Origin of the sequence: Pantoea sp. B566, assembly GCF_024793925.1 — a bacterium.
In the GTDB taxonomy this organism is placed as follows: domain Bacteria; phylum Pseudomonadota; class Gammaproteobacteria; order Enterobacterales; family Enterobacteriaceae; genus Pantoea; species Pantoea ananatis.
On sequence record NZ_JANUQL010000003.1, the window covers coordinates 2,164,441 to 2,185,575 of the forward strand.

Here is a 21,135-nt window from a genome sequence, read left to right on the forward strand (position 1 = left end):
GCTGGATTGCCCTGGACAGATACTTTATAATCCCCGCTCCATTGGCCCCTTAGCTCAGTGGTTAGAGCAGGCGACTCATAATCGCTTGGTCGCTGGTTCAAACCCAGCAGGGGCCACCAGATTTAGTGATGAAAATCATGCAGTTAAGCCACCTTAAAAGGGTGGCTTTTTTGTTTTCAGAATTCGTCATTGGTCGTAAAATACCAGATATAGATCTTCTCAAACGGCCGAGACGGCAAAATGATTCGCCGCGAGTTTGCGATGAAGGGCTAAGCATAGTCCTTTGAAAAGTTCGCAAAATAGCAGGCTTAGGACAAGCCCTGGCTGGGAGAGAAGGCAGATAAGCAGCAAACCATAATGGCTTTTGCCTGCGAGGCAATGGGAAACCCACTCGCAACCGAGTTTAACGCAAAAATTTTTGCGTCTTATCGTGAGCAGCGATTAAGCGGCAAAATTACTCGCTCCAACCGAGTAAAGATAGTTACACCTCGCACAGTAAATTTAGAGCTGGCGTATTTCAGAGCAATGTTTAACGAGTTGCGTCGGTTAGATGAATGGACCGCGCCTAATCCGCTTGAGAATGTACGCGAGTTTAAGATCAGTGAATCAGAGATGGCATATCTCACCATTGAGGAAATTAGAACTCTCCTTACCGAATGTGAGAAGAGCCGATCCAAAGACCTGACAACCATTGTGAAAATCTGCCTGGCAACTGGAGCACGATGGAGTGAGGCAGAAGGCTTAAAGGGGAACCAAATTCGTGCCGGCCAGATCATATTTGTAAAAACTAAAGGCAAGAAAAATCGAGCGGTGCCGATAACAGATAAACTACTGGCAGAACTACCTCTTAGCCGCAAAGCGCAGCCCCTGTTCACGCCCTGTTATTCTGCTTTCAGGAAAGCGATACAACGGGCCGGCATCGAAACGCCACCAGGACAGTTGACGCACGTGCTTCGTCACACCTTTGCGTCACACTTTATGATGAATGGTGGCAATATTCTGGTGCTTCAGCGAATACTAGGACATACAGATATAAAGGTAACGATGCGGTATGCACATTTTGCGCCGGATCACTTATCTGAAGCACTAAGGTATAACCCCTTGCAATCCGCAGAATTATAATCAGTAGTCAAGAACACCTATAACTAGTCCGTTCTTGAAATTGAGAGTTCCCTCAACGTTTAGATTTTGATGCGCATTATAAAAACGATCATCTGAAATTATAGTAACCCCACTTTCATCTTTGCGATGAAGAGCGTTAATAGGCACACTCATTCTAACCTCTACATTTTCGCCTTCAGAATTAATATCTCTCGAAATGTATTCAAAATCTTGATTGACAATTTCAACTAATAAATCATTAGTTACACCAACAAAAAGCAAACTTGTTGAGTCAACAAAAAAACATCTACCACCATATCCTCCTTTTGTGTCTCCATCATAATAGGCATTAAAAAAATACGTTGGTCTATTACCAGAATCATAATTAAAAGAACCTCTTGAATTTGGTTTTAATTTTATATCTTCCGTATAGTCAAAGCTTTCATTTAAAAGCTGTGAAAGTCTTTTATCAATAACCTCAATCAATTCTGACTCTGGTGCAATTATATTTAAAATACGAAGATAATATTGAAGCCTACTAAAAACCCTTAAAAAGACAACGTCAAATTCATCATCATTACCAGGTGGGTCGACTAAATAACAACACACTTCATTTTGATCTATAGTAGCGATAGTCCCGTAGTTGTAATTACCATTTATTACAGATTTTACGTTTTTTTTCTTGCATATATCATTATATGGTTTTGATATTGCCAATTTAATTGCTGACGTTCCTTTCGTCTCAAGCTGTACTAACCCAGAAGCTGATATTGCTAAGCTGAAATCAAGTGTCTTATTCCTATTGGATTCTGGTATAACATCCCAGTCAGCATTTGTTATCCCATAGAAATGAGAAATAATTAACATTCCAATAGATTCACCTATATTATCAGTCACCCCACGAGGAAGTGCCCTTCTGTATCTTTTCTGAATAGTTGAATTTGAAACAACAATATGTAATGATAACAAATCTTCCATTGATTTAACTTTTGTAGCAAACTCAGCCTGCGTTATCCCATACCCTTTGTTATAAAAAAGAGTGTATAAAACAAAGTCCGCACCTTTTATGTTACATCCATTTTTGATAACGCGTCTAATTTCATCTGTTACTTTTTTAGGGTAATTTGCTTTATTTAAAAGCTTTAATCTATGCGGTAAATTATAAAACTTAACTTTAATCAACAAATTGCTTTCAATGATACCTTGCATTTGACTCATTGGGTCCCTCCAAAGAATGTTTAATAGTTTAATTCAATTAGCTTTAATCTTTAGCATGATTTCATGAGTATTGTAAAATGCTGATTACAGCTTCCCTACAAACAGTGGCAGCAAAGTGGCAGCAGAGCGCAACGCTATTCAACGCTTTCTGTCGCTATTCGGTCTAAAGAAAAGATAAAAATCAGTAACTTACTGATTTAACTCACTTCAAAATGGGACTCATAATCGCTTGTTCGCTTCCTTAAGTCTAACGAAAATGAAGCTTGTAAGGTTAGCCAAAATTTCAAAATGACTTGCTGAGGTAACATTCAATTTTTTTCGCTTACATCGATAAACAGGTTGCAGCAAAATACGATATTACTGCGAGCCATTTAAAAATGGTAGATATAAGTCCTGCATTTAAAATTAAACCCACTTACTATATCTTATATAAAAACAAGCAACGATACCGACCCAGGCAAAGACAAACCCCATTGGGTAAAATGGAACAAATAACACAATAAAATAAGCGCCAACAGCACTGGCTATAATCGGTATAAGATAGAAAAAAGATTGCATTAACCATACAATAAAAGCTTCATTTACTCAAACTCCATCAAAGCCTCAGCTATTTTATCAAAGTTGTAATGGCCACATTAAAAAATTCACAATAGCGAAATTTAGCTTTTTCCATTTACCACACATATAATTAACTCAACATTTCACCCACAAATTTATCCCTTCGGCTCAATTCCCCTTGCCTTTAACGCCTCCCTAGCCAGATTCTTCAACCAGTTTGCTAAACTAATTCCTTCTTCAGTTGCAACCGCATCGAGCTGTTTTTTCAAGGCGGGATCAATGCGCATTTGAAATTGTGGGGACTTGCCTCGACCTTTTGGTTTTTTTTCACGCATTATGATTGACATGTATTGACCTATTCCCTCATTTTAATCCTTTAAAAGACCACACTAACATGAGGACTTTTATGAGAGCAACGCCCCGGCAGTGATGCAACACATACCGGAGCGTTTAACCACAACGTTCACTCTTTAGGAAACAACGCTATGGCTAACACCGATAGTAACACAACTGCCCATCATCAAATCTTGGACATTCAGCCAGTTATCGGATCTGCGATCTCAAACCTCTTGAAAACGCCGCTCGGCACCACGCACGATCTCTTTCAGGTGCTGGATACGTGCGTGCGCTATGTCGATGCCCTGGTGGAATGTAACGAGCTCGCAGCTCGCATGGCGCTATGCGGTCGCCTGCTTGCTGCACTGGAAGTCCTGAGGGTTCTGTTGGACCAGCCACTGCCAGAACACCTGATTGAGCGCCTCACGCTGGAGAAAGGTGATGACAAAGCCTGTCGCACCAAGGATTTGATAGACTCGGAAGAGATGCGGCAATATTGCAGCGCGTTAACGTTAGTATTGCTGAATCAGCAGGCCCCGGCAGACTTGCAAAAACATATCACGGGCTTGTTATTCCAGATGGTTAACATCATGGCTGATGACTTAACCGCGCCGCGCTTTTTGCGAACAGAGTCGGGGCTGGTGATGATAGAGAGCAAATTTACACATATCGTTCACTGATTTTGGACCCTTCCCTTCTTCCGCAGGGAAGAAGGGAATTCGCATGCAAAATTTAAAATCTCACTGTTGACTCACTCTCAGTGCCAAAATGCTTTATAGCCCTGAGTTTTCTTCTGCCGAAAATACCGCCACGATTCATCTCCATTCACTGGACATATATTTTGTCGTGCTGACACTCCTGGAATCTTTTCATTCCCGTACAGTTATTGCCACTGTCCCCAAGGGTCCGCGCCCTACCCGCCGTACAGTTATTAACAGAACTCCCAGAGGGCGCTGTCGCCCCCTTAAACGTCAACGGCGCGCTGGCCTTCAGCCTCATCTCCCAGCGATCCCATCCAGGCCGCAGCCATAAAAAAACCCGCTTTCGCGGGTTGGGCTTACAGCAGCTGCGGTGACGGATTATTGCTGCCTTTTGCCATCATCGGCACCGTATTGATCTGCGCCGGTTCGACGATAATCCCGGACACGCTCTCCAGGGTTTTAAAGGTACAACTGCAGTTAATGTTCTGGCACTGGTGATAACGTTCCTTCGTCTCTTTCGAAACGTAGCGACTGCTTTTCGTATGGGCGGCGGTCTGACATTTTGGGCAATGCATCATGGTGGTTCTCCTCTCTGGCATACAACAATATTAGCCAAAGACTAAACAAAAAGCAACTTAAATTAGACTTAATCTAACCAACCTGTTTTTCCACTAAGACGTAATCCACGTTTTCAACCATCAGCTCCAGGTTCAACAAGGTGGTAAATCCACTTTTATCGATGGTATGCACGATATTGGTAATCAGCCATTTTTGATTATCGATGACCGATTTAAAGCCCTGGGCTTTGACCGGCGTTTCAGGAATCAGCTTTGCAGCGCCCAGTGCCAGTAGGATCTTCAACGTAGCCCGGTTACGTTGCAGATCCTGCCACTTCGCTTTAGCCGCCTCCTCTGCTTCCTCCTGGCTACTGAAGTGCGTATTCAGTACATACAGCTTCTTATTGCTGCCAAAAACATAGGTTTTTCCCGGGTCTTGTTGCCCGATTGTGGGGATATTTTTGGCCGCCGGATGGACAGGGTTCACCGCCGGTGTTGCTGGCGGTATCGTGTTGACGGTTATCCCTTTCTGCTGCGCCTTTTTCTGATCGTACCATTTTGCTTCAACGCCACTGTAATCGTCGCGCTTAAACAATTTGTACTCATACTTATCGCCATCCTGTCGGTTCAGATTCAGGAGTGGAATCGGCTTTCCGCTCACGGTCACGCCCTGCCCGGGGGGAAAGAACAGTAGCGTCTTATCTTTTATTGCCGCCACCGCGCCAACCAGCATAGCCAGCCGGGTAATGAACGTGCCGTCCGTTTCCTGCGTCTGATCGATATGCTTAATCTTTTTTTTGGCTATCTCCGGCCGCACGTCGGAGGTAAGTCCGTTACGTTTCGCGATTTTGTCCACAACCTCGCCAACCGTCATGTCTGGATATGAATCAGTGATTTTAACATCGAGCGAGCCGCTAAAATCGGCGCTTCGGGCGACAACCGTTATCGTGTCCGGCGCGCCTTGGTAGGTGACCTGATCAATGATGTAGGAGCCCTTATCTGCAAGCGGCTGCCCCTTCCAGCCTATCTCTAAGACCACTTTTGCGCCAAAGGGCGGCATGACCAACTGGCCGTCACTGTCGTCGAGCACCAGGTCCAGCTGATCGACCTCCAGGCCGCGGTTGTCCGTCAACTTCAGAGAAATCAGCCGTGGGCGAATATCTTCCGTTTTATCCTTCGTCTCAATTTTGATAGTAAAGTCCGGCGTAGGCGCAACGCGCAGGGGCACCGGAATCGGGACGATATCGCTCATCTCAGCGCCCTCCATTCAGCGCAGAAGTGGCGCTGTTGATGACAGAGCCGACCCGTTGCGCTGCGTCGCTGGCCCGGTTTTGCAGTTCTTCCGCCTGCCTTTTTAAGTCCCCGAACATACTGGTTAGTGAATCGTCTACCCGCATCAGGTTGAGGGTAAAGCCTATCTTGCGCGCGCTGCCGTCGCTGTAGAACTCCGTATGCGTGGCCGAGAAATCCGTCACAACAAACATGCCGTAAATAATGCCATTGCCGCCAATCAGCGGCCACGCCAGCCCTTCATCGGCCATGGCCTTCAGCGCCAGCAGCGTGACATTGCCGCCGGTGATTTCAGGCCGGAGCTCGCCAGACAGCTTGATTTTATCGTCGCCGCCGCCCAAAAACTGGGTCGACTCACGACGCCCCACGCGGCTGTTTTTTGCCCAGCGATAGGTAATGTCATGCTGTAAATTGTCGAAGGGAAGGGTTTGCCGTACAAACGGCATCATGCCTAATATCATCATCATGGTTAATTAATCCAGACTAAACATGGAGTTATAGCTATGGTCAGACGTGGGCCATGGCGATGCAGTGGAATACTGCGCAACGGCCTGTCCAATCGCCTGAGGCTCACCTGTCGCATAGATATTGTTGGTGACCGTGTGCTGACGGTTATCCACGTTTGAATTGTTAACCGAGGGCAAAGGCTGATTGAGCGTGCTGTTCAGGCTGGCGCGCGATGCGGCCGGACGGGCATCCGCGTTATCCTCATCCTCTTCATCCTGCTCACGCATTTTGGGCGGAGGCAGCTTGTCTTTCACCTTGTCAGATTTCTCATCGATGATGCCAAGCTTGCCCAGCACCCAGTCAATGCCGCCTCGCAGCTGATTCAGGGCTTCACCGGGTAATTTGAGTGCTGTCGCCAGCATATTGCCGAAGCGCTGTCCCATCTCACCTGCCGAGGCCAGTTCCTGCTGAGAAAACTTCACGGGTTCCAGCAGCTTTGAGAACCAGGCCCCCAGCTCGGACACTTTATTGCTGAACCACTCAAATACCGGCTTCAGCGGCGCGAACGCGTCGCTTATCGGCCCCATCGCCGCACTGAAGCCCTGAGCGATGCCGCTGATAAAGGCGCTAATCGGTTCCCAGTACTGATAAACCAGCATGGCCCCCGCCGCGATAGCGGCACCAAGCACCACCACCGGCAGCGTGATCGCTCCCAGCGTGGCCGTAATGGCGCCGCCGATGATGGCAAATGCACCGCCCAGCAGCTCCACGCCCGCCATAATGGTGCTCAGCCCGCTAATGACCGGCCAGGCAATGTTCCCGACGCTGGCCAGGGAATCCACCAAGGTCAGCCCACCGGCCGCCAGCGTCAGCAGGCTGTCAGAAAGTTGAGGATTGATATTCATGACGCCGGTCAGAACGGACTGAACGGATAAGCCGTCCTGACTGATAGCTTGCAGGTTAGTATCCACAGAGGCATCTGCTGCAGGCGGCTGGGCTGCGGGCGACTGAGACAGCTGATCCAGCCGGCCACTGGCCGCGCCCTTCATCAATGCTGCGGCAGGTGCGGCGCCCTGTTCACCAAAGATGGCCTGCAGATAAGTGGCCTGCTGGGCAGCGTCGAGCTTGTTTTTCTCAAACGCCGCCTGCACCTGGCTGAGCACCGCGAAAATGGGCTGACTGTTGCCCTGGTCGTCAGCGGTTTGCACATTCAACGCTTTAAGCGCGCTATCTGCGCTGGCATCAGGCGCCTGAACGTGCGTTAACATCGCACTGGCGCCGGCGCCTGCCTGGCTGCCCGTTATACCGTTTTCCGCCAGCACGCCCATCATGGCCGCAGTCTGGCCAACACTCAGTCCCGCCTGTTTTGCCACCGGGCCGACACTGGCCATCGCCTTATTGAGTTCTGTGATATTGCCCGCGCCCTGCCCGTCAACGCGTCCCTTGCCGTCTTTCGCGTCACTGGGTGACAGGTAATCGATAACTTTGCGGCCCTTCTCGACAAAGTCTTTGGCCTTCGAACTGGCGCTTTGTACGTTATCTGCCAGCGCCATGCCCGCACGGTAACGTTCACGGGTGCGGTTGAGCTTGTCCTGGCGCTGATTTAGCAGATTCATGGACTCACCCTGCGCATTGAGGGTGGATGTCGTGCGCTCTGTTTGTTGATTCAGCTTCTGGCGCTCGCTGCTCAACCGGCGCGTGGAAATTCCCGCCTCGTTCAGGGACTGGCGCTGATCCTGCACTGACTGACGCAGTTGAAGGTTTTTTTGCTGCAGCGCGTTAGCCGACTGACGCAGCTTATCCAGCGCCTGGGTTTGTTCCGCGGTAGGGTTTTGGGTGTTTTTAAGTTGAATGGCAAGTGCCGCTGCTTCTGCCCGGGTATTTTTAAGATTTTGTTGGGTCAGCGTCAGTTCTTTGCGGGTTTCACGGAACCCTTCAATCTGCGCGGATTTGGCGTTGAGCTCGTCCAGGCGATCCTGCGTTTCCTGGATATCCGCAGACAGCTTTTCGGTTTCTTTACGTACGGCATTGAACGGGCGCGTAGCCCGATCAACCGCTTCCAGCAGCACTTGCAGCTTGAGCGTGTTACTCATCTGAGGTTACTCCACTGCGGATCATCACTCTATGCCGCCAGTCGAGTAACTCTTCCAGCGACATGGGATACATTTCTGAGGGTGGCCAGTGAAAAACGCTGGCAATATCGGCCATCAGGTCATTGACCGTCAGATCGCGGGGCCAGCTTACGCGGCCGATTTCGCTGACAAAAAACCAATCACCTTGCCGCCCAGGGCAATCAGGTCAACTGGGTCCAGTGCGTTGCACTCTGCTTTGGTCAGCGATGGCATGGTGATGCGGGGCAGCACCATCAACAGGGCATCCACATCGGACGAGGCCAGATCAGCCAGCCGCACACCGCGCAGCGCGCCGGCGGTCGGTTTCACCAGCTCAACCTGAGCGATCACCACATCGCCACGTGAAATCGGGCTTTCCAGCACCACCAGGTTTTCTTTCAGTTCTGGCTTATCAAGCTGTTCCATTTTTTCTCCATCCCAATCAAGAGGGGCCAGCGCAGGACGCGCCGGCCGTTGTTATTACACCAGGCCGAGGTTTTTACGGCGCTGTTCCAGACGATCGACGCCGTTGACCTTCTCCACCATGTTGACGGTGTCGATTTCGATCAGCTCTTTGCCATTCCAAGTCAGTTTGAAATAGGTGTTTTTACTGGTGATTTTGGTTTCGGTGTTTTCGCCCTGTTTGGCTTCACCGAAGTCAAAGGACTGGTGCTTACCGCGTACTTCGATTTCCACGGCGATTTCTTCGCCGGTGTCATCACGCTGATAAGAACCGGTGAAACGCAACGGTACGTTCGCCATCGCGCCCCACTGGCTTAATACCAGCTCATCCATCCCGCCCAGCGTCCACTCCATATCGAGTGCCGCATCGTCCAGGCCGTTATCAATGAATGCCGCACCGTTCATACCGCCAGCACGGTAGGTATCCAGCTTGCGTGACAGCTTCGGCAGCGTAACTGCGGTGACGATGCCCTGATAGCTGTTTGAATCGTTGAAGAGGTTCAACCCCTTGAGTTTACGTGGCAGTGCCATTTATCCGGCTCCTTAGCTGTTTACGGATGCGGCGAAGTTCGCCAGATAGGTATCGGTGATGCGCTGACGCAGGGTCAGATCTTCCAGCGGCGGCACCGGCGTGTAGTCGTAATCGATAAACAGTTTACCCGCCTTCAGGCTCTCTTTATCGTTGGCGCTTTCGTCGTACCAGCAGTTGGCGCCCAGCAGATAACCGGCGCTGACCAGCTCACGGAACTTGGCATTGATACCGGCGATGATTTCGCGTACCAGTACTGGCGTCAGCGGTTTGTCGTTGGCCCACATGTGCGCTTCCGCCATGGTATCGGCCAGCACCTGCGCTGAACGGGTGTAGTTTTCAAAGGCAAAAAGTGGATCGTCACTGCAGGTGCGGTTGCCCCAGAAACGGAAACCGTCCTTGCGAATCAGCGTGGTCACACATTTTTCGTTCAGCAGATCGGCATCGGTGCCGGTCTGTTGCAGATCCCAGAAAACATCTGCAGAGATACCCGTCACGCCATTGACGCCCACGTTAGACAGGGTTTTATGCCAGCCGGTGTCGTTGTCAATTTTGGCGCGCAGGCCCAGCGCACGTGCGGTGGCATAAGCCATTTCAGATTTATTGGTTGCCGTGTTCCAGGCAATAAAATCTGGCCAGATCACCATCAGCTCGCGCTGGCTGAAGTTTTCGCGGTACTTCATGGCGTCAGAGATGGTTTTACTGTTCCAGGCGGACACGTAGGCAAAGCCACGCAGCTGCTGGGCAATGCTGGCCAGCGCTGTCGCCACTTCCAGCGAATCCAGACCCGGCACGCCAAGAATGCGCGGTTTAACACCCAGCTGCGTTTGCGCGCTGAGCAGCGCCTTCATGCCGGTGTATTTACCGTTCGCATCCGTCGAGCCAATCAGGTTAGAGGTGGTTTCAGCCTGGCTCGCGCCTTCTGCAACGCGAACCACGACGGTTACCGGCTTCGCCTGGTCAGCAATCGCCTGCAGCGCGGCCGCTAAGGTGCCTTTGGTACCGGCTTTACCGATAGCTGCCTGCACGTTGGTCAGCAGAACAGGTGTGTTAAGAGGAAATGCCGTTGCATCAGCATCTTCTGCGGTGCAGATCATGCCAACAATGGCGGTTGAAACTGTTGAAATGGTGCGTGTACCGTCATTGACTTCGACGACGCGGACACCGTGATGAAAATCAGACATCTGTAGCACTCCGTGTTGTGGGTGTGCTCAGAGTGTCAGGTCAGTGAAAAGGATGCATTCGATTGCGGTTTGCTGGCATATGACTAAACAGCACTTGAACTAATCGCAATTATAGTGAAGGATTCTCAGCGCCAGACAGCGCACGAAAAAAAATAACCCATTGTAAATATTAAACTTAATGACTCAACGATTCTTTTTAACAGAAGTTTTTATGAGGTTCGCTTTTCATGATATATCCAAGCGTATGAACAGGGGCACAGGGGAAATAAAGAACAGGATTTGACGTTACTGCAAATGGCTCAGCTGGGGCTAAAACTTAAGGTCTGGGAAGTGATGAGTGAAACCGTTAATTGTAATGAAGTGATACGCCGCGCGATAAATTCATCCGTTAATGACTGATGAAGGATATCGCCGCAGCGTAGTAGATGCAGAGCGAAGAATGTCATCCTGCTCAACCAGCTCTCAAATTTCCAGCATGCTACTCTGGTGCTTGAGGCCAGTCGGGTTTGGCTGTATCCACACGGTTAAGCATTACCCGATATTTTTTCCAGGAAAGTAAACGGGCTTTTTCTTCATCAGTGGCCATCTCTAAGTCTGCGGCATCCTGAAGCGGCGCAACGACTTTAGATGCTGCGACAAGTCGCTTAGCTTTTTCAGCTTCTGCAAAAGCCGTCAGCTCTTGCTCCGTATAAATCCGCTCTACAATGCCCTTACCGTCAAACACCCAACCACCGGTATTATCGGCAAGACGGTTTTGCTCCGTATTTTCAATCTCCGTTACGCTAAGCCCATCAGGAAATAAAGAGGATACATCGGTAAAATTGTTCGCAATAGCCGCGACAATCCCTTTTTCACGATACGCAATTTTGATAGTGTCTGGCGAAAACAATTTCTGACTTTCATACCATTCATTACCGTCTTCATCGAACAAAAACCATGCACCGCCCTGTGCCAGCGCTTTCTGCTGCTCGGTTCTGGGTTCACCACGTTTAAAGTTTTTAAGATTCATCATTATGAGCGTCCCACCGTTATCCATTGACCACTTCTGTAATACTGGATATAGCTCCAGAAAAGCCCTTCTGCGGAATAATCAGCATCACCATTGGTAAAACCGGTTAATACGGTATTCGCATTGCGATAATCCGTGATGCCGTTAGCACCGACCTGGTGCTCTGCTGTTAAGCGTATATCCGTCACTCTGTTAGCCTGAGCATCACTTGCCGCATTCCGTATCGCAGCGAGTTGTGAATTGAGCCAGTCGCTTAGCCAACCGCCCCAAGCGCTTCCATATAAATTACCGTCCGTTTGAAAGCACGCATCCTGGGCGTAGAAATTACCTTCTATACGTGTATTTGCACCCAAATACAGCCGCCCATCATTTGCATTGATGCGCAACGGTCGGGAGTTATCCCATAAGCCATCAGGATCGCCATTTACCGTTTTCAAAATATAAAAATCGTTGCCATCAAAGCGGAGAAAAAACGCCTTATTATCGGTGCGAATACGATAGCTATTTAGACTTGTCGTACTAAGCTCACCTGTCATAGTTCCCCCGGCGACAGGAACTGCGTCAATATCTCTGGCAGTAGGTTTATTATTTGTATGATATAACTCATACCAGTCATTCCAGGTCTGATTGTCGCCGTTCATTGTACGGACTTTAAAGTGATTACCATTTGCGTAACTGGCAGCAAGCTGGACGCGATAATTCCCTGTATGTCCTGAGAAGTCCAACAAAGATGCCTCGAAACCCGGCGAGTTTTTAGCTGAGGAATAGACAAAACTGACAGCATTAGCTGATAGATCGTTAGTGTCTTTGTAAGCGCTGTCGCCTTCTCCACGAGCGTAAACAGTCCGTACCGCAATCGCCCCACCGTTAACCAGTGCACGTCCAGCAGTAACATCATCTTTTGAAGTCTGGATCTCACTCAAGGCCGCACTGCCTAATTCAAGATTTTTTCGGGCTTCAGCCATCAATCCAGCATTTTTAATCTCCGCTAATGCATTAGCCGTTTGTAGATACTGAGGGTGAGGATTGGCTGCCTCGACGTGTTTTTTCATCACGTCGTCGGTATAGCCTTTTACCTCAATCGTTTTATCATCCACATACTGCCGCGTGGCCAGCACAACCGAAGGGTCGATCTTTAGCGTAACGGAACTGGGACTATTTACGATCAGAATCATGCGCACGGTCTGAGTACGACCGCTGCCTTCCTGCAGCTTTGGCTTGTAAGTTTCCGCGCAGTTCGCGACGGCAACCATCGTGCCGTCGTCGTCATACAGGGCAATCTCGCGGATCCAGAAGCCACCCTCGTCCTCTGGAATAATCTGTTCAGCAATAATATGGTTGCTGTTAGCGGTATCAGTTTTCAGCGTATTCAGTGCGGCACGGCGCTTTTCGCTAATCAGTTTGGTCTGCGCGGGGTCCGGTGTTGGCAGGCTGCCTCCACCATCGCCCAAAGCCATTTCGGTAATCTTCAATTGAGTACCCTGGGCTGCGGCATTGGCCAGCTTTGCCGCGCCCTGATTGGTCAGTAGGGCAAAATATTTCGTTGTCATGCTCTCACTTCCGTCAGATCATTAAGATGGACCGCTGCACGGTGTAACCTGAACCGCCTGCGGTGTTGATTAAGGTATAAAGGGATAAACGGTTAATTCGTCACCGCTATAGCTGGCGACAGTCACAGGTAAAGAACCCGTTGAATCAAGATTGATAGACAATCCAATCAAATGTCGGCTAACCGGTTTTGCATCAGCAATTAACCGCTCCAGCTCGTTGTACATTGCCTCATCAATCCCGGCTTCCTGCACGCCAACATCGATGCGAAAGGTGCCCGGAACCCCATCGTTTTGCCACCATTCGGTGAAACGGATCAGGTAGCCAATCGGCTCCACCACACGACGCAGAGAGCCAATCGTCCCTTTGTGTTTATGGATATATTCCGATGCAGCAACCACGCTGCGTTTCGTGCTTTCGCTCCAGCCCGAATCCCAACGATCCACCGACCAGGCCCAGGCCAGATAGGGCAGTAGCTCTACCGGACAGGTCTGCGAATTCCATAACTGGCGCAAAGGAACAGGAATGGACTCCAGCGCTGCGCAGGCTTCAGCCGCGGCAACTTCCAGGGCTGATGAACCCGTTGGCAGCAGGCGTTTACTCATCGGAACCTCCTACCGTGATCTGGTAGCCGGTGCAGAACGCGGCCTGAGTTTTATCCAGCACCACATCGGCCACCGGCTGGGCCAGTTCGACGCGCTGTACACCTTCTACATGTAGCGCGGCATACAGCGCAGACTTGCGAATATCGCGGCCTAAACGTGCCTGGGTGTTTACAAATGCCTTGAGCTTCGCCTCGGATGCGGCACGGATGGGCTCCGCCTCGGGACCGGGATACAAATACAGCGTGGCGTCAACGCGATAATCCACAATCTGAGCCGACTGGACGGTAACCCGGTCAGCAACCGGACGGACATCTTCGTCATTTAGCGCGGCATTCACGATCGCCAGCAGGTCGCTGCCCGCCGCACCGTTGCCTTCGCGGGACAGCACGGTAATCGTGACGCTGGCGGGAGAGGGACTGATAGCCGAGGCATCGGCTACGCGGCCATCGGCGCTGCGTGCATGAAATTCGTAAGCGCCGGACGGCCCCGCAACACTCAGCCCTTCAAACGCGGCGGCAATGCGGGCGCGGAAGTCTTCATCCCGCTCCATTACCGCCTCAACAGGGGGCGTAACGGTATTATCCGCCGGCGTCAGCACCAGCCGCGTCACGCCGTTGTTGGCGCCCAGTTGATCCAGATCGCTGCCGTTGGCCCAGGCCACCATCACCGCCTTGGCCGCCTCGTTGATGCGCTGACGCAGAATGACTTCCCGGTAGGCGTTCTCCTGCAGGAGTTTCACCAGCGGGTCGGACTCCAGCGCCAGAACCCGAGCAACCGATGCCTGCTCGTCTGCAGGATAGAGCGAAATCAAGGTGGCTTTGCGTTCGGCAAGCAGCGTTTCATAGTCCAGCGTTTCCACCACGTTTGGCGCAGGCAGCTGGCTCAGGTCGATAGTAGGCATGATTCAACTCACAGGGACGGTTAACGAAAAATCCTGCGCGGTGTCCGCACGGTTGCCGGTGATTTCCACCACCATCCCGCCGTCAAACGCAGATTCAAAATTAATGGCAGTCAGGCTGATGCGCGGCTCCCACTGCAGGATCGCCATATAACAGGCCGACATGATTTGCAGGCGCAACCTGTCGTTCTGCGGCTGGTCGATTAGCGCCGACAGCAGTGAACCGTAGTTACGGCGCATCACCCGCGATCCCAGCGGCGTCGTCAGAATGTCACGGACGGACTGGCGGATATGCTCCAGCTCAACGAGGGTTACGCCTGTTTCGCGGCTCATGCCGGTGTAGCGTGCTGTTGTCATAATGGTGCTCCTGTGGTGCCACCGCTGTCGCCCGGATGCTGGTGCGTATGCAGCACTTTGCCGTTGGAGGCGAAGCTGCCGCCGCTGTGCGACACATCGCCCTTCATGGTGCCGCCCTGGGTCACTTCCAGCGTGGCGGTTTTCAGTAACGTGGTGCATTCCACTTCTGGCGTATCCAGCAGGATTTTGACAGCCGCCTTGATCGTCGCCGTCTGAATCCCTTCGGCTTTAAGCGCGCCGGTTGCAGGCTCGTATTCAATGACCGCACCATCGGGAAAAGAGTAGTGCAGCGCATCGGCAGAGGCCGAGGGCGCCGGGCTGGCGTCAGAGAACACGCCGGGTAACACGAAGCCGCTGTTCAGCTCACCGCCCAGGCTTATGATCAGCACCTGCTCGCCTGGCGACGGCGCATTCCATGAACGGGTTCTTCCCGCCCGGGCACTTAGCCAGTGCAGCCAGTCAGTGGTGTTATCGCCGGTTTTTACCCGGCAGGTTCCCGCCTCCAGATTGATGGCGGCAACGGTGCCAATGCGGACCATATTGCGCAGCAAGCGCTTGATTTCTAATATTTGCTCGTTCATGGCATTAGTTTCTCGTTGCAGGAGAAAAGCGGCAATCGAATGCCGTTTACCCAGGGATGGCTAAACAGCGCGTCAGCGGATAAGGGTTATCGCTATGTTTTCCATTCGCTGACCAGCTTGCCTTTGATGTACAACTGCCAGGGGCGCTCAACATTTTCCGGCATAGCCGGTTCTGGCAGATGCGTGATGTGTAATGCGCCGTTCTGCTGCTCAACCCAGACGCGTTCGGTCAGTTGCAGAGTGATATTCACCTTACTGCGCCCATCGCCGGTTGCCTCAAGGGTGAAGGTAAAGCCGGTGCGACGTTTCTCATCCGAAACCATGATGTCGGGCTGGTTTTCCCGAAGCCATGTCAGCAGGGGAACCATGATCAGATCGATATCCTCTGCGTAGTCAGTAATCGTGACGGCCAGCTGGAAGTGGTATTCAAACGACAGCGAGCTGGCCAGCGTGGAAACCAGGTTTCCGGACTGAATCGCTATCGTCAGGTTGTCAGGATTTTGCTGAAGCAGCGGAACGCTGTTTATCAGCACCTGGCGTAGTTGGGTCGCTTTCAACATCATGCTGCTCCTGGCACGCTTTAATCATCTCAATCTGCAACCCGCACGATGCGAGCGCAGCCTCTAACTGGCGGTTATCCGCCGCCAAATCACCCTGCGTCTGCAGGTTGTTTTCCGGAATGGGGCAACTTGTCACGCGTGGACAACCAGTCCAGATAATCTCGGGCATTGCTGAAGGCCGGACGGCTGTGCAGCCGGATAACGTCAGCAGGCAAAGCAGCAGCGCTCCAGACACGTAAAGCGGGATTGGCATCGGTTTCTCTTCTGATAATGGTTTCACGATGGAGCGCCTGCGCGCTGGCCTGGTTCTGAAGCAACCGCAGCGCCGCCTCGCGTTTTCGGCTAGCCTGGATATCCGCATCGAGTTGGGCCAGCGCCTTGTCACGGCTGCTGACGTCAGCCGTCAGCGTACTCACCCTGCGCTGTGCCTCATCCCGTTGATGAGTCATCACGCTAAGGCGCCAGCCGGTTAAGCCCAGGGCAATAAGCAAAATGGCGATCGCCAGTGCAACCAGTCGCATCATGCCGCTCCTTTTAAACACCACGCCATTTCGCGCTGGCGACGGTTATCCAGGCCCGGGTTGTAGGTGCCTTTGACATATACCCAGCGCTTAAGCTGCAGGCAGGCATCGTGCCAGCGGCCGCTGTTGATCAATCCCGCCAGCGTTGAGTGACAGGCGGCGTGCACGCCAACGTTAAAACCGAATGACACCACCGCGTCATAAACCTGGTACGGCATTTCACGTGGCATGCATTGGTCGATCCCGCGTTCAACGCGCATCACGTCGTAAACCAGGTTTACTGCGGCCTGGCGCTCGTTCACCACGCTGGTCGGGGTAACACCTTGCGTGTGACCAATGCCGTTGGTCCAGACGCCGGCGCTGCACTGATAGGGCGAGGTGCGGCAGCCTTCTGCATCGGCAATCAGCTTCAGGCCGGCTTCAGAGGTTTTCAGCATGTTGATTTGCGGTAGCAACGCGGCCAGGGCCAGTACGGCCGCCACGGCGCAACGTTTAGCGGTCTGGCTCAAAGTTAAGCCCCTGTAAGTTGCGCTGCTGTAGCTCGTAAGTTTTGCGACGGTAGTGCCAGTTGATAAAAAACGTCGCAACGTTGGTGCACATGGTCAAAACGGCGACGCCAGAGCCAACCATAAAGGCGATATCCTGCGGTGTGTGACGTCCAAACCACATCAGGACGATCCCGATGAGGTAATTAATCAGAGAACTGATTTTTTCCATTGGCGCTAATCCCACAGATTGAGGGTTTCACCCGTGGCCGCCTGAGGCAGCTCCGGTAACACCACTCTGCATCCGTGCGGTAATGTTGGGCCTTGTTCTGCCAGGCCAGGATTGGCGGCATAAACCTGTTCAACCGCCTGCTGCGTGCGTCCGTAGTAACGCCAGCAGATCTCATCAACGGTTTCTTCCTGTTGTGCGTAAATCAGCATTGATTGGCCCCTTATGAGCGTAAAAGCCATGGTCGAGTAGGCGATAAGTTGAGAACATCCGCTGTCGTGGTGACAGGCAATAAAGGCCCCGTTGGCCAACAGAAACCTGTTCAGAGAATTGCACCGTCGGGCCACCAAACCGCCCTGAAGCCGAATCCAGATAACCTGGATACGCGATGTGCATTGGCCTTCGCGCAGAGCGATCCAGAGATTGCTGTGCCTGCCGCTTGTCAGAAGTAGTGTGTGCCTCAGCAGGCGCTTGCTCAACGCAAGGCCGTCCGCTCAAGGCTGGGCGGGCAGAGGGTTACACCCCGAATGCGGGCGCCGATGGAAGGGTCGCGAAAGCGCTGGGATGACGTGAGCACATTTGCTTTCACAGCGACGACCGGGAGAGGTCGTAAGCCAGCAACAGGAAAGGGGCAGTAACCAAAAGATTGCCGCGAACGCTGACAGGAAAGCGGCCGGGATAACGTTATTCAGTAAAGGTGGGGGAAGACTACGCCTGGCGAACAGGGGTTGCTGCAAACGCCTGCAGGCAGCAGATGCCCGGCGTTTTCGGTCGGTCATGACGCAATGTCAGCGATAAAACGTACTGGCGCGGTTTTGCTGTTGCCCGCGCCTGAACCCTCTCATCCGTTAAGATGGCTCAGGCAACGGACAACCGTCCTGATGTCACAGTGAACGCGTCGCCATCATGATTTTTTTAAAGGCGTCGCCGCAAAGACAACAGAAAAGTGGTTATCGGAAAGGGTGTAGTTCGCAGCGATTTCAGCGATCAAATTTAACGCGATTTCCCTGTCACGCTCCCGGCAGGCTCCTTCACTGGTAAGCCTGGCGATAAGTTCGACGCGTTCAAGCATGACTCGCTCATGTAATTCATTTCCCACAATTCCCTCCCCCAAATAAATACTGTACATACATACAGTATCATAGCATTCATTAACTGTGGAAGCGTTTTAAGATAGTTCGTAAAAAATTATATCATGTTGATAGGCATCAACTTTTGTTGTACTGCCTGCCAGACAGGTGAAGGCACACTTACGCCAGAAGCGTAAGAAAAATCAATAGATTTTCCTCATTTACCCATCCAAAACAGCAGGTTTTCACTCCGTCTTTTCGTCACGTCAGGGCGAAAAAGAAATCCTCACCGTTGGCTGGGCTGCAGGAGAAGCATCGCCTCTGTCGTGGCCTGAAACAGGGCCAGGAATGCGTAAAGGCGAAGCCCGGCAGATAAACCTGGAAGCCCTTTCGCCTTGGTGACCTCTGCGCCACGGATCTGTGCGCAGATCGTCAGAGACCTCACTTCTGGCATAAAAACGGCTTACGGGGTCCGTACAGTTATTAACAGAACTCCAAGACAACGAAGCGGACTGGCTTTTTTCGTCGCCCGTATCTTCAGCACGTTTGGGCACCAGCTTCCATAGCTTTAACCGCGTCAGGACTGGCGTATCAGCACCAACGGCAGTGGCGTAAACGCCTTTAATTGACTGGATTTCCTCACCAAACGCATTACAGCTTTCGGCGGGCTGGTACCAGGTGCGCACCGCAAGCGCGTCGCGTTTAACGAACGGGCCGCCCTGGGCATTGATGTAGTCGGCCCATTGACCGGCATCGGCCGCATCGTGCACCGCGGCGAATTCCACGCTCAGGCCATGCGCGGTTTCGGTGTCCGCCACGCGGCGAAGTTCGCGATAAACTGTTACGGGCGCACCTCCAATAAACTGAAACTGGCGGATGTGCCAGCGTGCTGCCCATGCCGACACCGCCATCGCTGTCTCTTTTAGCGGTTTACCGCTCTCGTTATCCCGCTCGCCCTCTAGCGCATAGCCGTCAATGTTTTTAGAAACATATTTGGCAACATAGCCGGTCGCGCTGCCTTTCGCCGGATCGATCGCTTCGACGTGAAAACGGGCTTTGCGCGCCTTTGGGCTGTTCAGTTCCTCACTGTCCTGCTGGCAGGCGTAATGGCGCAGGATCTCGTCTACGCGGTTAACGTCTTCAGGGCGCATAAACATCAGCAAATGCCAGTGGGGCGTGCCATCATGATGCGGCTCCGCAACCCGTAAACCAAAAATACTGATCTTTTCACGGTGCAGTTTAGCCCGCACTTTTTGCCAGAGTGAGCAGAGATAGCGCTGTGTTTCGGCCGGGCTGGCCCCCGTCCATTTAGCGTTACGGTGACCACTCTGCAAGGTCGCGTGATAGCGTGACGGCGCGGTTAACGTGTAGAAGCAGGCCCGAAAGCCCATATCCTGACAGATGGTTTCGAAGCCACGAATACGCGTCATCAGTTCAGCACGGCGAATAGCCGGATTGGCTACGCTGCCGTCGTATTTTTCAATCAGGCTGATGCGGTTGCCCTCTTCATCCTCCAGATCCATTCCCTGGAGGAAATCACGGGTACGGCGGCGTTGCTCACGCCATTCCGCTACGGCCATAAGGCTGGCATAAGGGGAATGCGTTTTATTGACGTTCGCCAGGGCGATATGCAGATGTTCACGCCAGAAGGCACTGATACGACGCAGCTGACCTTTCCACCATTTTTCCGCCTGCATACGCAGAATGGCCGAGGTCACCGCTTCAGGGCAGAATACGCGGGCGCTGACGGTTTCCCATAAAGGCGGCGTCTGACCCAGCTCACGGGTGATCACCGCCGCGGTCATATACAGTCTGTGGGTATAACGGTAGTCCGTATCGGTTTGGGCGTGAGTGTGCAGTTGCACCAGCTCCGCGTGAATGAAATGCGCGATATCCCCTGCCAACACATCAGTGTCGGCACGGGACATATCCGCAAGGCGGTTAAAGCGTTTCATCAGTTCCCACAGCGTGCCGGCGGCTCTGGCTGCGCCCTGCGGGCAGGACATGCTGCGGGTCAGCTGTGCGACAACGCCCGTGCGCATATCATGCAGTTGATAACGTCGGTTAACAGCGTCAACACGTGGCAATGTGCGCTCAACAAAGGTTTTTGCTAAGTAGGCATTGGCCCGGGCTGTTCCCTGCTGCTGCTCCAGACTGGCAAGACGACGTTTCACGTCCATCTGGACAATGCTGGGCTGGGCACGAAGAATTTTCTGTCCGTGCAACCACGCCGCAATCTGTCGATGACGGTGCTGCTGCTGGTCATGGGTCAGATACGGGCTGGCTATCGCCAGCCGCGGGGCATTCCACGGGTAAGCGAACGACATCATCGCGTATTCCCGTAGTGAAGACGTGCTCTCAGCTCGCTCAACTCCTGACAGGAGAGGCAGCGGGTCACGCCCTGCAGCGCACGACGGCGCGCTTCAGGAATCGGTGCGTCGCACTCTTCACAGAGCGAGGCGCCGATCGCCACAGGACGTTGCGTAACCTGCGCGATATTTTGCGCCAGGATTTCCTCGCTGCGCTGCTGCGCAATATCGATTGCATCTGCCATTAGCGCATCTCACCTGATTCGTTTTCATAACGCTCAGCTTCAGATCGCAACAGCTCTGCTGCTTCGATGCCGTTTAGCGTCTGCCGCGTAATGTGCGCTGCCATCGCACTCAGCCGCTTCGCCACGGCCAGCGCACAGGCTTTACGCTCATTATCGAGCAGTTTATTGAGGGTAAAGGCCATGGCGTCGTTCATTGGATGTGTCTCGGTATTCATCATTTCTCT

27 protein-coding genes, 1 tRNA gene and 1 pseudogene are annotated in these 21,135 nt (G+C 52.1%); 3 read left to right on the top strand and 26 right to left on the bottom strand.

Annotated elements, in window-relative coordinates:
* Nucleotides 1-43: 43 nt before the first annotated feature.
* Nucleotides 44-119: transfer RNA gene (locus NYE92_RS11730), tRNA-Ile, on the top strand.
* A 94-nt stretch (nucleotides 120-213) separates the two neighbouring features.
* Nucleotides 214-1,122: pseudogene (locus tag NYE92_RS11735) on the top strand (tyrosine-type recombinase/integrase).
* On the opposite strand, the gene NYE92_RS11740 reads toward NYE92_RS11735, so the two are convergent.
* Together NYE92_RS11740 and NYE92_RS11745 are read right to left on the bottom strand one after the other, a co-directional pair.
* Nucleotides 1,123-2,319: a hypothetical protein gene (locus NYE92_RS11740; protein ID WP_029569168.1), complete on the bottom strand. Its 1,197-nt coding sequence runs from the start codon at nucleotides 2,317-2,319 to the stop codon at nucleotides 1,123-1,125.
* Between the two features lie 713 nt (nucleotides 2,320-3,032).
* A complete protein-coding gene (locus NYE92_RS11745; protein ID WP_029569169.1) occupies nucleotides 3,033-3,224 on the bottom strand; it encodes a toxin-antitoxin system HicB family antitoxin in 192 nt (63 codons plus the stop codon).
* 138 nt (nucleotides 3,225-3,362) lie between these two features.
* Between NYE92_RS11745 and NYE92_RS11750 the strand changes: the two genes are divergently transcribed.
* Nucleotides 3,363-3,893 (top strand): hypothetical protein, encoded by a 531-nt coding sequence (locus tag NYE92_RS11750; RefSeq protein ID WP_029569170.1) that lies wholly within the window; start codon nucleotides 3,363-3,365, stop codon nucleotides 3,891-3,893.
* Between the two features lie 377 nt (nucleotides 3,894-4,270).
* On the opposite strand, the gene NYE92_RS11755 is transcribed toward NYE92_RS11750, so the two are convergent.
* The 24 genes from NYE92_RS11755 to NYE92_RS11870 form a co-directional block, all read right to left on the bottom strand.
* Entirely contained in the window at nucleotides 4,271-4,492 is a 222-nt protein-coding gene (locus NYE92_RS11755; protein ID WP_014604972.1) for an ogr/Delta-like zinc finger family protein, read from the bottom strand.
* 73 nt (nucleotides 4,493-4,565) lie between these two features.
* On the bottom strand, nucleotides 4,566-5,723 hold the full coding sequence (locus tag NYE92_RS11760; RefSeq protein ID WP_029569172.1) for a contractile injection system protein, VgrG/Pvc8 family: 1,158 nt from the start codon (nucleotides 5,721-5,723) through the stop codon (nucleotides 4,566-4,568).
* 1 nt (nucleotide 5,724) lies between these two features.
* Nucleotides 5,725-6,228, bottom strand: a complete 504-nt coding sequence (locus NYE92_RS11765; protein WP_014604970.1) for a phage tail protein — start codon at nucleotides 6,226-6,228, stop codon at nucleotides 5,725-5,727.
* Nucleotides 6,229-6,234: 6 nt separating this feature from the next.
* A complete protein-coding gene (locus NYE92_RS11770) occupies nucleotides 6,235-8,301 on the bottom strand; it encodes a phage tail tape measure protein (RefSeq protein WP_014604969.1) in 2,067 nt (688 codons plus the stop codon).
* A complete protein-coding gene (locus NYE92_RS11775) occupies nucleotides 8,294-8,416 on the bottom strand; it encodes a GpE family phage tail protein (protein ID WP_013027268.1) in 123 nt (40 codons plus the stop codon). Before NYE92_RS11775 ends, NYE92_RS11770 begins: the two co-directional genes overlap by 8 nt.
* Before the next feature lie 32 nt (nucleotides 8,417-8,448).
* A complete protein-coding gene (locus NYE92_RS11780; protein ID WP_013027270.1) occupies nucleotides 8,449-8,745 on the bottom strand; it encodes a phage tail assembly protein in 297 nt (98 codons plus the stop codon).
* A 54-nt stretch (nucleotides 8,746-8,799) separates the two neighbouring features.
* Nucleotides 8,800-9,312, bottom strand: coding sequence for a phage major tail tube protein (locus NYE92_RS11785; RefSeq protein ID WP_013027271.1), 513 nt, complete (start codon nucleotides 9,310-9,312; stop codon nucleotides 8,800-8,802).
* Nucleotides 9,313-9,324: 12 nt separating this feature from the next.
* The gene (locus NYE92_RS11790) at nucleotides 9,325-10,494 is read right to left on the bottom strand and encodes a phage tail sheath protein (RefSeq protein ID WP_014594650.1); all 1,170 of its coding nucleotides are present in this window, start codon (nucleotides 10,492-10,494) and stop codon (nucleotides 9,325-9,327) included.
* Nucleotides 10,495-10,972: 478 nt separating this feature from the next.
* Entirely contained in the window at nucleotides 10,973-11,506 is a 534-nt protein-coding gene (locus NYE92_RS11795; protein WP_014604968.1) for a tail fiber assembly protein, read from the bottom strand.
* Nucleotides 11,506-13,053, bottom strand: a complete 1,548-nt coding sequence (locus NYE92_RS11800) for a phage tail protein (RefSeq protein ID WP_014604967.1) — start codon at nucleotides 13,051-13,053, stop codon at nucleotides 11,506-11,508. Before NYE92_RS11800 ends, NYE92_RS11795 begins: the two co-directional genes overlap by 1 nt.
* Before the next feature lie 69 nt (nucleotides 13,054-13,122).
* Nucleotides 13,123-13,656 (bottom strand): phage tail protein I, encoded by a 534-nt coding sequence (locus NYE92_RS11805; protein ID WP_014604966.1) that lies wholly within the window; start codon nucleotides 13,654-13,656, stop codon nucleotides 13,123-13,125.
* The gene (locus tag NYE92_RS11810; protein ID WP_013027277.1) at nucleotides 13,649-14,557 is read right to left on the bottom strand and encodes a baseplate assembly protein; all 909 of its coding nucleotides are present in this window, start codon (nucleotides 14,555-14,557) and stop codon (nucleotides 13,649-13,651) included. The genes NYE92_RS11805 and NYE92_RS11810 overlap by 8 nt, the downstream gene beginning before the upstream one ends.
* Before the next feature lie 3 nt (nucleotides 14,558-14,560).
* Nucleotides 14,561-14,911, bottom strand: a complete 351-nt coding sequence (locus tag NYE92_RS11815; protein WP_013027278.1) for a GPW/gp25 family protein — start codon at nucleotides 14,909-14,911, stop codon at nucleotides 14,561-14,563.
* Nucleotides 14,908-15,492 carry a phage baseplate assembly protein V gene (locus NYE92_RS11820; RefSeq protein WP_013027279.1) on the bottom strand — a complete coding sequence of 195 codons (585 nt, stop codon included), beginning with the start codon at nucleotides 15,490-15,492 and terminating at the stop codon, nucleotides 14,908-14,910. The genes NYE92_RS11815 and NYE92_RS11820 overlap by 4 nt, the downstream gene beginning before the upstream one ends.
* A gap of 92 nt (nucleotides 15,493-15,584) precedes the next feature.
* The gene (locus NYE92_RS11825) at nucleotides 15,585-16,055 is read right to left on the bottom strand and encodes a phage tail protein (RefSeq protein WP_014594656.1); all 471 of its coding nucleotides are present in this window, start codon (nucleotides 16,053-16,055) and stop codon (nucleotides 15,585-15,587) included.
* On the bottom strand, nucleotides 15,985-16,260 hold the full coding sequence (gene lysC / locus NYE92_RS11830; RefSeq protein ID WP_227008744.1) for an Rz1-like lysis system protein LysC: 276 nt from the start codon (nucleotides 16,258-16,260) through the stop codon (nucleotides 15,985-15,987). The genes NYE92_RS11825 and lysC overlap by 71 nt, the downstream gene beginning before the upstream one ends.
* Nucleotides 16,142-16,576: an Rz-like lysis system protein LysB gene (gene lysB / locus NYE92_RS11835; RefSeq protein WP_029569173.1), complete on the bottom strand. Its 435-nt coding sequence runs from the start codon at nucleotides 16,574-16,576 to the stop codon at nucleotides 16,142-16,144. Before lysB ends, lysC begins: the two co-directional genes overlap by 119 nt.
* A complete protein-coding gene (locus NYE92_RS11840) occupies nucleotides 16,573-17,082 on the bottom strand; it encodes a lysozyme (RefSeq protein ID WP_024471098.1) in 510 nt (169 codons plus the stop codon). The genes lysB and NYE92_RS11840 overlap by 4 nt, the downstream gene beginning before the upstream one ends.
* On the bottom strand, nucleotides 17,066-17,290 hold the full coding sequence (locus NYE92_RS11845; RefSeq protein WP_014604962.1) for an HP1 family phage holin: 225 nt from the start codon (nucleotides 17,288-17,290) through the stop codon (nucleotides 17,066-17,068). The genes NYE92_RS11840 and NYE92_RS11845 overlap by 17 nt, the downstream gene beginning before the upstream one ends.
* Nucleotides 17,291-17,295: 5 nt before the next feature.
* Nucleotides 17,296-17,499: a tail protein X gene (locus tag NYE92_RS11850; protein ID WP_014604961.1), complete on the bottom strand. Its 204-nt coding sequence runs from the start codon at nucleotides 17,497-17,499 to the stop codon at nucleotides 17,296-17,298.
* Nucleotides 17,500-18,191: 692 nt separating this feature from the next.
* The gene (locus NYE92_RS11855; protein WP_227008678.1) at nucleotides 18,192-18,359 is read right to left on the bottom strand and encodes a hypothetical protein; all 168 of its coding nucleotides are present in this window, start codon (nucleotides 18,357-18,359) and stop codon (nucleotides 18,192-18,194) included.
* Between the two features lie 264 nt (nucleotides 18,360-18,623).
* The gene (locus tag NYE92_RS11860; RefSeq protein WP_029569174.1) at nucleotides 18,624-20,687 is read right to left on the bottom strand and encodes a replication endonuclease; all 2,064 of its coding nucleotides are present in this window, start codon (nucleotides 20,685-20,687) and stop codon (nucleotides 18,624-18,626) included.
* Entirely contained in the window at nucleotides 20,684-20,911 is a 228-nt protein-coding gene (locus NYE92_RS11865; RefSeq protein ID WP_014594660.1) for a TraR/DksA C4-type zinc finger protein, read from the bottom strand. The genes NYE92_RS11860 and NYE92_RS11865 overlap by 4 nt, the downstream gene beginning before the upstream one ends.
* Nucleotides 20,911-21,129 carry a DUF2732 family protein gene (locus NYE92_RS11870; RefSeq protein ID WP_014604959.1) on the bottom strand — a complete coding sequence of 73 codons (219 nt, stop codon included), beginning with the start codon at nucleotides 21,127-21,129 and terminating at the stop codon, nucleotides 20,911-20,913. Before NYE92_RS11870 ends, NYE92_RS11865 begins: the two co-directional genes overlap by 1 nt.
* Nucleotides 21,130-21,135 lie beyond the last annotated feature (6 nt).